Here is a 14,502-nt window from a genome sequence, read left to right as displayed (position 1 = left end):
CATCAGTAAATAATACTGACTTAATAATCTTTCCATTTGAGAGTGTATAACCCTGATTTATTTGACCAATATGGCCCTCGTTTACAAATGTTGTTTTCATAATATTTGGATTTATGATTCAACAAGGTAGCGAATTGACATTATCCCTATGTCACGCTAAGAAGAATATTATGTTACCTTCGAATTGGTCTATTAATAAACGCATAATGCTAAAAATTATTGTTCTTTAGAGGATATCCACCCACTTTAGATGTGTGTGGGGAGCGCAATCAATTAATATAGATTTCCTTAAATTAGAGGTATGAAAAAGAAAAACCAATACATCATTATAGCTGCTATTGTATTATTTGTACTAGCCTGTTATTTCTTTGGATATAACATTGGAAAGTTTATAGCTCAAAGTACAAAGTAAAGCTTAATTGATAAGAGTTGACAAATCATTTTCCGTGACAATTTTTAAATTTCTTGCTACTTCCGCAAGGACACGAATCATTCCGGCCGACAACCCTTCGTGAAGTATCCGGTATAACTTTTGGAACCACAACTTCTGTGTTACCAACATTGTTTAATATAACTATTGTATTTGTTGTCTGATTATTTTGCAAATAGCCTAGAATTCCAAATACAATTGTTGTAACAAGGGAGAGCCATCCAGCCCATTCACCTGAATTTTTCGGAATAAAACTATCAAAAGTAAAAAGCTTAGGTGCAACCTTAAAAACTTTATCTTTAAGTTCATGTTGATCATTTTCAGTTTTCGCACTTTCTTTAAAGCTTATAATTGCATCTCTTAAAAATATCAACTCAGGTTGACCGAGACTTTTCAAATATTTAAATGTATCCTCAACAAAATCATACATGGAATTTTTAGTTGATTCTACTGGATACTTGCAGATTGGGCAAATTATTGTACCATAAATTTCAGGCATTGCCATAAATTTCAGGCCCCTAACATTTTTGTATTGAATGTGAACATTTGTTTTAAATAATGCTGTGCAATTTGGACATAAAGCAATAGCCCGTCTAAAATCACTTTCATTTACTTGACCTTTCCTTTCCATAATTTTGGTATATAAATTATTGAAAGTATTAATAAAATTTTAAAAAAGAAATATTCTATAGGCAAATTGTTTTCTATCTCAATTATTCCTAAGATAATGTTTACTGCAATTACCCATAATACTATCAACATTTTTACCATATTTTTTGTCTTTTCTTTTGAAATTTTCTGCGTCATTCTTGCTTACTTAATTTTAAACCTGTCTAATTCGACACCTTTACCATCGCTTTGCCCCCCTAAAAAACCACCAGAGCACCCCCAACAAAATAATCAAGAAAGCCACACCCCAACCTATCTTACTAACAAATACAGCCCACACATTAGGCTTACTTTCGCTTGCAGAACTTTCCTCACTTACTCGCCTATTGACTTCCTGCGCATTAGCTACTTGCTTATTGGTGCTGTCCTGTTTACTCTCATGGCGCTCTTTACTTAAATCGCGCTGATCAGTGATGCGTTCTTTTACATTGGTAGTAGTTGTTTCATCTTTACTCGTTACTTCGATAGTAAGCGTTTTATTAAGTGTATCGAGTACCGCTTTTACTTGCTGACCGGCTGAATCTTTAAGAAAGTTTTCGCCTGGCTTAAGGTCATCTTTTTTGATAACCACTTTGGATTTGCTGCCTTCTTTTACAGTAGTTGTGGTAGTTTCTCTTTCGGTGGTAATGACTCCTTTGTCCTTTTCAACTTCTTTGATGTCTACATTGCTACCCGACTGCTCATTGATAGTCTGCTCGACTTTGGCGCCTTCTACAACTTCAAGGCTTGCAGATTGCTTGCTTTTATTGCGGAGTGAACCACAAGAAGCAAGGACGCACACTACGCACGCCATTGCTATAATTCTAATCCCTTTCATCTAATACTTTATTTAGTTTGTCCAATGAATTATTTAAGCTGTCAAGTGACTGAATAATCGGAGCTTTAATGACTGGCTCGATGTACTTATTTTGCTTGGATGAAGTCACTATGCCCCATAGAAACAACATCATAAGAATTAATAACTTTTTCATTCTCTACCTCCAATCTTTTGAACGATAGTATCCACTTTATTAAGGGCTTTATCAACTCCCTCACGCACGCCTTCAAGTTTACGGTCAACTTCCACTGGTACGGATTCATTTACTGCTTTTGGCACTTGCCTGCGTACTTCGTCGACTATCTTAGCGTTTAGATCTTCATTCATGGTGATGATTTTATACACCAGGTAGACATTGAGCAAGATGGATAACGTCGCAACCAAAGCCACAACATCCTTGTACGCAAGTCCAAATATCTTTACTACCCCGTCGACCTTTCTATCGATCATATCTTGCTTAACCTCGCTCATTGTTACTTCATCAAACTATAATACTTCTTTACCTTACTGCGGAAATCATCCAATCCGTTGTAGCCGCCATTCACCCGTTTACGGATCAAACGTATGCTTTCCTCGCTCACGTCCGACACCAACCCCCACAGCTTATTGTCCGTGAAGTAGAACAATGCGCTATCCATCGGGTATTTGGTGGCTACGAGGTCGGGATTATTCAATAGATCCACTCCGATATGCTTGCCCAATCTGTCATATGAATACTTCCCCGTTGTCTGCATGTACCCACGGCCACGGAACTTATATCCATCTCCCGGGGAATTGTTGCCCATCCTTCCGCCGTAGGTCTTATTGAATATCGCCTCGGGTTTGTAGGCGTACTGCTTAGCCACATCCATTGTAGGGAAATACTTAGGGAATATCGCACGGAGACGTTCCGCAGAATACATACCGCTTTCCTCCACTATGGTAAAGTCTCTGCTCTCATGGGCAATCGTACCGAAGAACAATGCCACCATCGCCTTGCTCGGAATACCGTACCTGCATTGGAACTTGGTCAATGTCTCATTTCCGATCACTCCATCAGCATCCGCCCCGACCGATCGCTGTATCTCCTTTATCCTCTCTGTTCTTGTCATCTCTCACTTGTATTATGCCCCTACCGAGATAGGGGCTGTTAGTTCCTATCCAAAATATTTGATCAATCCTGCATACATGTCCGCTATCTGTGCATTACCGTCCGAATTTGGATGTACACCATTGGTCTGCATATTGATACGCCTTGTTCCGGTATATCTTGCGTTCGGCAATGATTCCGCGCTTGGGTAATTGTATTCCGCATCAAGATTTAAATGGGCAGATATAAGGTAGATTCGATTGTTGATTGATGTATCGTTATCGAATTCTGCTATCAATCTCGATTGCCAAGCGGCCAATCCGATCTTTAGGTAGGTCTCATAAGTCTGTGACAAGCCATCATTATCACCGAAGGCGTCCTGATCTGCAGGGGGGAAAGTTACCACTATACCAATCCTGATAAGCGGATTGTATGACCTTATGTTGGATATCATCTCCTTGAGCTGATAGATCATGCTATTGACCTTATTAGTCGCATCTGTGGAATTTGTTAACCCGAACACGTCATTTATCCCCAATTGGAACGTGATCCAATCATTGTCGGACAATGTCTGACCAGTAGTGGAAAGGTAGTACCCAATATCAAATCTGTTTGTTACCGGCGATCTGAAAACATTGGCGGATGTCTGTTCCATGGATGTATAATTGATCACATCATCACCCGTTCCTCCGCTCTTGGTCAATGTTCCACTTGGTGCAGGTTCAATTCCACTGACTACCCTAATGGAAAAATAACCGCTACCTGATGTAATATTTACCTCCTCGATGATGTAGAGGGACGACCCCTGTGAATATTCGGTTCCTTTGGTTGGAGTGGTAGTCAAACCGGAAACATTGATCCTATATAGAATCCTTCCATACCCATAATAGTCATCTATTGTATAACCTCCCCTTCCCTCATGTCTCCAGGTATCATCGATTATGGTACCGATGGGTACAAGGTTCATAACATCGGACTCAAAGATCGCTTTTAATGGAATGCCTATCTTGGATGATAGGATCGTACTGTCACCTATCTGAAGGATCTTCCTCGTTATTCCCGATCCTGCATTTATTGCGGCAGACAACATCCTTTGTGTCCTGGTAGCAATATCCTTCTTGCCTTTTCTCAATATCAACGATATGGACTTATCAAGGGATGCAGGTACGGGATTCAATCTATATCCACGTTTGAACTGGTTGCCGGTGCTTCCATTATAATCAAGTCGATAGTTATGGATGTTATCGCCATATTCGGGAACACAGACGTTCCTATCGAAAACGTTATATTCCAATCCGGGATAGAGCCATACCCTTGAAGTCAACAAAAGTCTTGGCGCACCTTCTGTACCTATATCGTTCTTTATCTGCTGGATTGCCCTACTGGTCAGTACACCGCTATAACTTCCATCGAGTAGCTTCATGCCCAATGATTGTTGCGTGGATGAACTCATTTCAACGACATTCGCGCCTTTTGTTGTCGTATATTTGACCGATCCGACAGGTGATCCAGAATTGGAACCAATGGACGCAAAATAGCCATCGGAATTGAACTGTACGAAAAGGTTTAGATTTGATGGATTTGTGAAGATTGACGGAAGCTCAAATACGACAGGTGTACGGATATTCACCTGCGGGGCAACATCAACCCTGACCGTGAAAAGCACCGCTCCTGAACTGCTGCCGTTCCTTATCCTCATTTCCAAGTAGGTAGGTAGGTTTTCGTTATCATATGCCACAAGATCGTATGATATTGCATTGAAATCCCTTCTGATTCCGATATCCTGACCCCAACCTGCAAACGTGGAACTGTTGTTCACTATCGAATCGCCTGAAATGACCTCCGTTCTTTCAGAAATGAATTCATCGGAAATAAGATCTTCAAAAGGTTTTACAACCAATTTTACCTCATCGCCCGAAACAGCTTTTCTGTTGCCGGTTTCAACCCTCCCCTGGGCATCCTTTGAAAGAACCTCATTCGCAAATTCGTCGGTAACCGAAGCCTTGTTCCTCAATAGGATGAACTTGACATCGGGGATCTCTGTGAAATCAACCGACGTTTGTATCGAATCCTGCGAGAAATCATCATTGTAGGACATGGACGTTGTCTGATACCTGATCTTCCTGGTAGAATATGAATTATCTGTTTTGATAAAGGCCATATTTCCGTTCCCCCAGAACTCCAACCAAATATTGGAGTTGTTGGGATTGGATACCTTGCTTGATAGGTCTATCGTAATGAATCCGATCTGACCATCCGAAAAATCAACATCTACTTCACCGTTGGCAAGTACCGCCCCGTTCCTGTCGTTCTCGCATACCCTATATCTAAGCTTTGTGACCTTGATGATGGAAGAAATATCCTTATGGTGTATCTTCAACCTGTTGAAGTTCTTAAGCACCCCGTAGTTGGTACCCCACCCACGGAAAACATCATCATCATAAAGGATATCACCTGTACCACCATCAAATACGGCATCTTCAATAATTTCCGTTTCTGCTATTGCGGAAACCTTGTCATCAACCGATTTAACGGTTCTGAATACCGCTTTCTCTATCGGAATCCCAGTACCAGTTTCCGTCACATGATCTACCCCTTCAGGCATCGGCATCTTAGCCTCTTCCACTTTGCTCCACGAAGTGCCATCCCACCAAAATGTAGTTTGATAGCCTTCTGCGTTGCTACCAATTTCTACACCTCCATAAGTCCATGTACCTACTGCTGTTACTTCCATGTAACGAGTTTGGCCAGTAGGACCTGCAGGTAATGCGCCTGGGGCCACAGATTGCATCCGGCCATTTTCTATTGTCAACCCAATTTTAAGCGCATTCTTGGAAATCCTTTTAAATTTTCCGTCCGGACCTGCCGCCATCACATAGTTTACATCCTCAAATGGAACATCTTGCGTTCCTTCGGGAAATCTTACTATTTTGTCTTCTTCTATTGCCATCTTATTAATTTTATACAGGTAATGTAAAATCTATTTCAATTGGGTTTCCTAACACTTTTCCTTGCCAAATTCTATATACATGAGCAGTAAATTCATGTGTGTCGGGATTCTCTAATATCAGATCGTAATTAGGAGAGATTCCTGTGAAAACATACATACCATTAGGTATGAATGAGGATGTCTTATCGGCTGAGATATGATATCCTTCGTAAATTGCATTAGCTGTGGTGTTGTCGTTAGCTCCAGCAAGATATTCGAAGTATATAGTTTCGTTCCCAATATGAGCTGAATTAGGGCTGTCACGAATTGCATTAAGAATTATTTGATCATGCAATATTGCTGTATCAATCTCCTCATCTTGCGTACCTATGGAAGTCAGCATTCTCATCCCAACTTGAGTAATGGTTTCAGGGGTGGCCGTAACATAAACTATACCTTGCTTGGATGCATTCCATATCTCTACTCCCGATTCATCGTACCATACTAACTGAGGTTTTCCGTTTACCACACCGAATGCTACTGCTGTCTTTGTTTGCGCTAGGTCGTAGTAAAACCTTTGAACATTCTCTCCTTGGTGACCAATAGTCATGTACGGAAGTCTTAGATATTGCGTTATCAATCTTTCAGTCAATATTTGACCACCAGTAATTAGCGTGTAGCCTTTAGTAATTGAAGCGAACCTTTCACCGTTTATCTCGCTGGAAATAACTCCTAAATTGAAATGATAAAATCCTGCTTCATCGTTTGTACCTATTGGAGTTTCACTTAACACCCACTCTCCAGTCAATGACGTAGTGCTACATTTAGCAGAGAGATAATAACTTTTAAGCGGATCTAGGGCAACAGATTCAAAGGCAGGAATAGCCCAAGTATTGCCTAAAGAAATGCTGTATGCGTGGTGAACTAATTGGCCTGCAGTAGCTGAAACCTTGCCGCCTTCAACATTAAAGTTGAATACAACACCTTGCAAATCGAAGTTTTGCGAATCTGCCCCGAATATTGCACCTAGGGCATCAATTAGCACTTGAGAAGCATTACCATCTGGATCAAATACCATGTTCTTAAATTGGCTCAATGCTACTGATTGTACACGGTTAAATTCAGTCAATGCTGTAGATGTGCTTACAGATATATTCTTTACTGCTTTTATCTCCTTCTCTATACGCTGCACTCGGTAGTAGTGAATATCATTTGAAAGCTCACATTTGAATTTGATGTCATTGGTAAGCAAATTATCCGTTTGTGTGGGATCGTATTGTCCGGGATAGCTGATGGATGTAATTCGTACTTCAACATCAATATTAAATCTATCATCTATCAGTCGTATTAAATCGCCTTCTTGTGGCTCCACACCTAAACGTTTCAAATGAAGGATATCTACGTCCAATTCGTAACGCACTTTAGGGTGCTTGTTTTCATTAAGATATTCCGCTCGCTTAATCCCTAACGAAGCATATGCTGCATCTACATAAGTAGATGGCATTCTTATACCAATCAATGTGTACGAGTCGCCAACCTCCGCTACTGTTGCGCTGTAAGGAATTAAATTCCCATTGGAATCTTCATTAGCTTCATAGCGTATCGTCTTTGTCGCGTTGTTATACTGAGTAATTTTAAACTGCTGGCCATTAAGCATTCCAGATTTGAAAACTATGTAAGCTTCTTGTCCATCGATACGCTGACCATTTAAATCAAAATCAATCGTCGAATCAGTTAGCGTATAAGTTTTATCGTTGATTTTACTTACAGCAGTTGCTGTGGAAGTACGATTAGGAAAGATATTCTCATCTTCAAATACTCCTTCACGAATACCATATAATTCAACGGCCGTAGCGTCTTCAATGAATCCATCAAGGGTTAATTGCTTGCGAGCATACCCAGCAGGCAAGTTATTAACTCCACCAACTGCATAAGCACGTGTTACTATTTTGGATTGATCGTTACGCAATTGGGATAGACTGTATAAGCCATTGCCTTTACCATAAGAAAATTCTAGAGTAGTAGCATTGCCGACAGATTTAACAACGCTTATTTCTTTACCTATAATTTGCCATTCGCATCCGAAAGCTTGTGCAATATCACTAAGAGCAGATAGGCTGTCAGATTTATTAAAGGATATTGTAGTAAGCTCCGTTTCAGGTTCAATTTCCCAAAGCGCCCATCCACTATCAACCGAATTAACCGACTCCAAGAACATAAACATGAAATCATCTAATTGCCCTGTATAATCAAATACTAAAGAGCCTTCATCTTTTAGAATAAAACGTTCTAAAGTGTGTCTGTGACCTTGGAAAGAAACCGAATAACCAAACAGATGATTAATCGTAATATCAGGCTCTTTATTGATGGTCATCAATTCACCCTTATATTCTATCGTATCGCCAACTCTCAAGTCCAATTTAACAGGAGAAGTGAAATTGAAAGCAAGCTCATGCCTGCCCATCAAGTATTTATCAAATACTGATGAATTAAGCGGCAATTCTGCTATTTCAATTAAACCTCTATGTACTTTTGTTCTATTCATTTATCAGTTGCTCAATTGCCAATTAAAATAACTGTCTTGTATCAGTTACCAATATTAGTTCGTCATCGGATGTTGCAGCTAATAATCCATTCATATCTGCTAGATAAAGCATTGTTCTAACCTCATCGAAGTTGTTTTCAAGCTTTAATCCTATTTCGCACCACTGCTGACCGTTGGAGTATATGGGGCTAATTAATCGCGTACCGCTTGATCCTTTATAGCGTAATTTGTACTCTCTTTCAAGTGGCAATACATTCAACGAAAAACCAGCTGGATCACTAAGGATATTTAGCAATGCTGTGCGCACGTCCATTAAAGCAGAAGGAGAGTTTGCCGTGATATATACAGTCACATCATACTGTAGTGGAGCGAAAACCATCGGTGCGCTATCATCGTATTCAATACCATGCTCATCACCCCAGTCATAAGAATAGCTAGGCTTTGGATCAGGCAATTTCATAAGCTCGCTAAGCAATGCCCCACGTTTGAAGTAAATTCCGATTCCGGATGTTTGTATATCGTTTATTTCGAACATTATCCCCACCTCTTTTTTATTTCCTTCAATTCAACTACAACAGAATCCAACCTCTGCACCGTTTGAGCCGTATTTGTATTAATTGCATTCAATTGTGTTAACTGATTATTAGCAATAGCCAAATAATTAACCCCGTTAGTTTGTAATGATTGGAGAGCTGTTAATTGACGTTTGTGAATATCTAATTGAGCGCGGCTTAATCCAATAAATTCATTCGCAGATTGCTCGGAAATACGTTCAATTCCTTCGGATTTTAGAGATCCACCGGAAGTAGTATCCCCTCCATCCAATCCAAGTATATCCTTCATCTGGTTCAATCTATCCTCACCTGCTTTTTGAATTGCATCCCACTCTTTTTTAAGTGTATCGCGTTCACTTGCATCAATTCCATCACCGGCAAATTCATTCATCATATTGTACCAGCCCTGCATTCTCTCTTGTAAAAATTCACGAGAAAACTTTTGCATTAGGTAGTTTTCAAGAATCTTATCAAAGCCTTGGGACCATGCCTCTGCGGAGTTCTCACCCTCATTAAAAAATAGATTAGTAACATCGCTCAGTAAAGAAGAAAAAGCATTACCCGTTTTTTCTTCAGCTAGTTTGTTGAGAGTTTTTTCATAAAGATCAATTTGCTCACGTAACTGATTGATGATATTTTGTGTATTTTCATCTGCTTTGCCATAAGACTGCCTTTCAAGTTGGATAAGTTGCTCCTTAGCTTTTGCAAGATCACCAGAAAGCGGTTTGAAAATTCCGTAAGTGCCCTTCTCTATTTTGGCAAACGTTTCATAGATGAAAGTCATTTCCTTTGACATCGGAGAAACGCCTTTTGCTATTTCACTACGAGACATTCCATTATTCATTTTGGCAATGATTTCATCGGTCTTAGCATCACCCGAAAGCATGTATTTGCCGCTCAACTGGCTATTTACCTGCTTCCAAGTACCTTCGATTTCTTTAAGAGTAGAATTGTACTTGTCAAGTCTTTCGGCACCATAAATCTCATTCATCAGCTCAACCTGCTTCTCAAGCGCACGCGTTATTGCCTCGGTGGCTCTTAGTTGAGTTTTGGTAGCATTATCAGCAGCTGCAGTCCTTTCTTGATCTTCTTGAGCTCGTTTTTGAGCAAAGAAAGTTGTTACGGAACTTAGAATTCCGCCGAACGCACCTACGATTCCTAAAGAACCTGCTATTTTACCAGCTAGCTTACTAAAAGATTCGTTTTTGCTTAAGGAGCCAAGTACATTAACTAATTGGCCTGATATACTTAGCATATCACGGATGGCATCTACGCCATTGTCGATGTTTCCCGCAAATTGCAAAGAGGTAGAGACTAACTGATCAAAATTACTAACGAGGCTACCTATGTTCTCCAAGTTTCCTAATTCCGCATCTTTAATACCGTCGTCAAAAAACTTGCTGAATAATTTGCGCAATGAGTCCTTTTCACTTGATGATGCACTTTCAAGACCATCAATCAAACTCAGCATGGTAGCTTTACCAGTTTTGAAGGCATCAGCTAACATTCCTTGGCTAGCAGTATTGATATTCTCAATTGCTTTTTTAAATTCCGGCTCAGATTCAACGAGAGTAGCCAAATCTTCTAATAATGCCTGTTCTAATCTTTTCCTTTGATCATCAGTAGCTTCTTTACCCAGAGCTGAAAGAGCCTCGTTATGACGTTTACGAATTTCGAATTCTTTCTGTGTAAAAGTTTTTGCTAATTGTAATGCTTCAGCATATCTTGCACGAGCTTTGGCGGCGTCCTCTTTTTCCAATGCATCAAGCATTTGTTTTAGTTCTTTTGCTCTTTCTTCTTGGGCTTGAGTTAACTTAATATTTACCCCAGTAAAAGGCGCAAGGGCAGCCGATTTTTGTAATGAAGCTATGGCTAAATATTCTCTTTGAAGCTTATCTCTATAATCCTTCGCTAAATCAGCTTGTTCTCCAAACATCCTTTCAGCAGCATCAATACCATTTTGCTCTACATAAGCATTATATTGATCGTAGATGGCTTTTTGCTCATTAAGCTGCTTCATCAATGCGGTTGTACCTTGACGTGTTTTGGCCTCACTAATTTCAAATGATTCAGCTTGCTTTAACTTTCCTTCATCGACTTTCAAGCCTTTATTCTTGGGATCAGCATAAAACTTACGGACCTCTTCACGCATCTTAGCGTATTTGTCTTTTATAGACTCGATTTCTTCTTCATCACGGCTTAATTGATTTCGTGTAGATTGATTTGCTAAGGCGTCAATTTTTCCTTGCAGGGAGCGTTGACTTTCTACAGCCCGGCGTGCCTGTTCGGCTTTGCGTTCAGCTGCTTTCTGATCAGATTCTCTCTTGCGTTTTTCCGATTCCGTTTCCTCAAATGTTTTTACTGGCGATTTATTTGCTTCTTTTCCTGCTCCTAATAATTTAAGCTGATATTGTTTAGAGGCAAGATTATTTAATAAGTTTTCATAATCCTTTAGACTTGCCTTTCCGCTTTCAGTTAATAACCCCTTATTAACATCATCTTTATATTTATTATAAGCTTCAGAAATAGTTTTTATGGATGACTCTGTTTCCTTAAGAAGATTATTAATATTAGAAGAATTCGGAGTTGTATTAGTTAAACTATTAAGTGATTTACTACCTGTATCGAATGCAATATTCAATTCCCTGATTTTATCAGCCTTTTCAAAACTTGTAAGCCTGGCTAAAAACTCATCTATTGATGTCGGATTGAACGTCTTATTTATTTGATCCAGGAGGCTAGCGAAAAATCCTGTAATAGCAACAACAGATCTACCGATAGCACCCTCACCATTTTCGATGCTAAGCACGAAGTTGTCCCAGGCGATGCCCATGCGTTTTGATTGTTGTTCGAGTTTTCCTGCTCCATTCTCAAACTCTGCTTGCATAGCCCCTTGAGCGGTAGTTACTTTTTCTAAAGCATCGGTAAGTACATCATATCCATTGGTTGCAAGAGAAGCGATGACACGCTGGTCACGCACAGCAATTATTCCTGTACGTTCTAAAGCTTCATTAACCGATCCACCTGATTTATTAATTTCATTTAGGCCGCGTACATAATCAACAAATACACCTGCAGCATCGTCTTTAAAGCGCTTAGATAGCTCAGCAGATGTTCCTCCTATTACTTTAAGCAAGTCAGCTACACCTTTACCAGAACGTATAGTTTTCTCAAATTCACCTAAAGTACGAGAGAAGGTAGACCCGACTAATTCTGCTTCTAAACCGACTGCTTTTGTCGCTGTAGCAAATGCTAATACATCCTGACGTCCTATTTTATAGATACCTACGTTTTGAGCGATCTGCTCAGCGTTAGAAAGAATTTCCTTTTCAGTCGCAGCGAAATTATTACCAAGATTAACAATCTCGTCTCCAAATTGCTTTACATTTTGAACGCCACCATCTACCAGGGTAAGCATTCTCGCAATTTCTCTGCCTCCCTCTTCACCGGAAATATCTGACGCTGTCTCAAGCATAGCTAATGCTTCAGTAAAAGCAAGTATATCAGCTCGACCTTTAATACCTAACTGACCGGCAATAGTTGCATATTCTAGTAATTTAGAAGCATCAATTACTTTTAGTTTCATTGACAAATCAATGATTGCATCACCGAAATCATTTAAATCGTCACCAGCTATTCCAGTAGTTTTAGAAACGTCACGAAGGCCTGCATTAAAATCTATTACTGTTTGTTTGTTGGACTGGTATAACGCGAAAATGGCTCCCAATGCAGCTACAAAAGCTCCAACTGGGGTCATGACTAAAGCCCATAGCTGTTTGCCTAATCCTGCAACTGCAGTTCCTAGTTCTTTAAATGAATTTGGCTTACTAGCTAAATCATCAATAGAAGTTCCAAACAAAGAAAGTTTTTGATTAATAGACTCAAATTGAGGTCCTAGCAATTCAATTGCGCTCCCATAATTACCAACATTACGTTGATGTAAACCAAGGCTAGCATCAATTTTTTTAATTCCCTGATCTAAGAGTTGTGTTTGTCTGGTAATTCCTTCAGATTTCTTACGTAAAGCTTCATAACCAAGCGTATTTGCATGACCTTGACGCTCCATACGGAACATTTCTGCTAACACGTCTTTTGCTTCTTTTCGTACAGCACCAAGGGCTTTGTTTAATTTGTAATACTCGCTACTCTCCTGCTCTAATTGTTTTTTCCGCTTCTCTGTTTCTTTTGCTTGTTTTGCAGCTTCGCGCTCGGCGTCTTTTCTTGCCTTTTCTGAAGCTTTTAGAGCTTTTTCAGCTTCCTTCTCTGCTTGATTGGCTTTTCGTCTTTCTTCAGCTTGTTCTTTAAGGATTCTATTATATTCTTGAGAAGCAATTTGACCTTTTTTGTATTGAAGGTTTAGCTCCTTTTCCTGCTGAATTAAGGACTGTACCTCATTTTTTTGTAATGCAAGATTAGCTTTATGCTCTTGCTCTACTTTTTTCAGGTTATTTAATTCTGAAATTTCTTTTGATCGTTCCTCGCGCAATCGACGAATAGATTCAATCTGTTCAAGCTTGGCATTAACAATAGCTTTATTCGCAGCAATTTTATTTAGGCGTTCCGTTTGTATTGCAGCATTCGCAGCCTCTTTAGTAATATCTTTAAAGACCTGAGATTTTGAATTTGAAAGAGCTTCATTCAAATCTTTACTAAACTTATCAGTCATTTCTGATTGAATTTTAGAAAGATTAGCAAGCTTTTTTCTTAGCTCCGAATCATCACCAACAAACTTAAATTTTACCTCCGCCATACTCTTTCAAAGGTACTTTAAGCCATATTTGAACTAAACTATTCTATTCTGTAAATAAACTAATTACAAAATATTAAATAATCTATTTGGATTACTTAATATTTATTTATAATATTGCTTATCGAATTTGATTCTGGAATAAAACATACCCAATTTTCGAGAAGATTAACGACACGTAGTCGGTTGGGTGTAAGAAATAAGACACTAGCGAATAAAACGCTATGCTGGTGTTAAGCCAAAATTCAAGATTATTCGTTCTTATATATTTTGGCTTGTTTTAATGGGATGCTACTGCATATGGGCAGGTGGTGTCGGTTCGAAACCGTTGCGCTCCACTTCATAATTTAGGTTAATTGGTTAGATGCTGGTGGTCATGAGATAGCCAGCATAATTTGGGGAAGTAGCTCAGTCAGGCTAGAGCAGAGGGCACTCAGGTCAGTGGTTCGAATCCACTCTTCTCCACAACGCTTATTGAGAGAAAGGCTCTTGGTTCTTTAAAGTATTGATTTGAAAGATGGCGATTAATAGTATTGCTGATGCTCTTGAAAAAAGTTTGTTGGTCTCGGTTAGTGGAGGGTGATCGTAAAATTATAGCACTAATGGTTTTCAAATCAAGAAATATAGAATTAGTAGCAAAGAGCCTTAAAGAATTTTTAATTACAACTAAAGCAGGTTATTCCAAAATCGTTCTTTTATCTGCTTGAAAATGGAGAGATGGCGGAATTGGTAGACGCTAAGG

At 39.3% G+C, this 14,502-nt stretch carries 9 protein-coding genes and 1 tRNA gene; 1 reads left to right on the top strand and 9 read right to left on the bottom strand.

Annotated elements, in window-relative coordinates:
• Positions 1 to 437: 437 nt before the first annotated feature.
• The 9 genes from EDC17_RS05955 to EDC17_RS05920 all read right to left on the bottom strand — a co-directional run bounded on the left by EDC17_RS05955 (position 438) and on the right by EDC17_RS05920 (position 13,763).
• Positions 438 to 1,061, bottom strand: coding sequence for an SEC-C metal-binding domain-containing protein (locus tag EDC17_RS05955; RefSeq protein ID WP_132777233.1), 624 nt, complete (start codon positions 1,059 to 1,061; stop codon positions 438 to 440).
• A 216-nt stretch (positions 1,062 to 1,277) separates the two neighbouring features.
• Positions 1,278 to 1,916 (bottom strand): hypothetical protein, encoded by a 639-nt coding sequence (locus EDC17_RS05950; protein WP_132777232.1) that lies wholly within the window; start codon positions 1,914 to 1,916, stop codon positions 1,278 to 1,280.
• Entirely contained in the window at positions 1,903 to 2,070 is a 168-nt protein-coding gene (locus EDC17_RS16830; protein WP_165894373.1) for a hypothetical protein, read from the bottom strand. Before EDC17_RS16830 ends, EDC17_RS05950 begins: the two co-directional genes overlap by 14 nt.
• Positions 2,067 to 2,387, bottom strand: coding sequence for a hypothetical protein (locus EDC17_RS05945; RefSeq protein ID WP_132777231.1), 321 nt, complete (start codon positions 2,385 to 2,387; stop codon positions 2,067 to 2,069). Before EDC17_RS05945 ends, EDC17_RS16830 begins: the two co-directional genes overlap by 4 nt.
• Before the next feature lie 2 nt (positions 2,388 to 2,389).
• On the bottom strand, positions 2,390 to 3,007 hold the full coding sequence (locus tag EDC17_RS05940; RefSeq protein ID WP_132777230.1) for a glycoside hydrolase family 19 protein: 618 nt from the start codon (positions 3,005 to 3,007) through the stop codon (positions 2,390 to 2,392).
• A 45-nt stretch (positions 3,008 to 3,052) separates the two neighbouring features.
• The gene (locus EDC17_RS05935) at positions 3,053 to 5,935 is read right to left on the bottom strand and encodes an SGNH/GDSL hydrolase family protein (RefSeq protein WP_132777229.1); all 2,883 of its coding nucleotides are present in this window, start codon (positions 5,933 to 5,935) and stop codon (positions 3,053 to 3,055) included.
• Positions 5,936 to 5,945: 10 nt separating this feature from the next.
• Positions 5,946 to 8,459: a phage tail protein gene (locus tag EDC17_RS05930; RefSeq protein WP_132777228.1), complete on the bottom strand. Its 2,514-nt coding sequence runs from the start codon at positions 8,457 to 8,459 to the stop codon at positions 5,946 to 5,948.
• 22 nt (positions 8,460 to 8,481) lie between these two features.
• Positions 8,482 to 8,994 carry a hypothetical protein gene (locus EDC17_RS05925; RefSeq protein ID WP_132777227.1) on the bottom strand — a complete coding sequence of 171 codons (513 nt, stop codon included), beginning with the start codon at positions 8,992 to 8,994 and terminating at the stop codon, positions 8,482 to 8,484.
• On the bottom strand, positions 8,994 to 13,763 hold the full coding sequence (locus EDC17_RS05920; RefSeq protein WP_132777226.1) for a phage tail tape measure protein: 4,770 nt from the start codon (positions 13,761 to 13,763) through the stop codon (positions 8,994 to 8,996). Before EDC17_RS05920 ends, EDC17_RS05925 begins: the two co-directional genes overlap by 1 nt.
• 394 nt (positions 13,764 to 14,157) lie before the next feature.
• On the opposite strand from EDC17_RS05920, the gene EDC17_RS05915 reads away from it, so the two are divergent.
• Positions 14,158 to 14,225 (top strand) — tRNA-OTHER (locus EDC17_RS05915).
• Positions 14,226 to 14,502 lie beyond the last annotated feature (277 nt).

The organism is Sphingobacterium alimentarium, assembly GCF_004342685.1.
GTDB lineage: Bacteria > Bacteroidota > Bacteroidia > Sphingobacteriales > Sphingobacteriaceae > Sphingobacterium > Sphingobacterium alimentarium.
The sequence above is the reverse complement of the archived record's forward strand: the minus strand, read 5'-3'. Positions and strand labels throughout refer to the sequence as shown.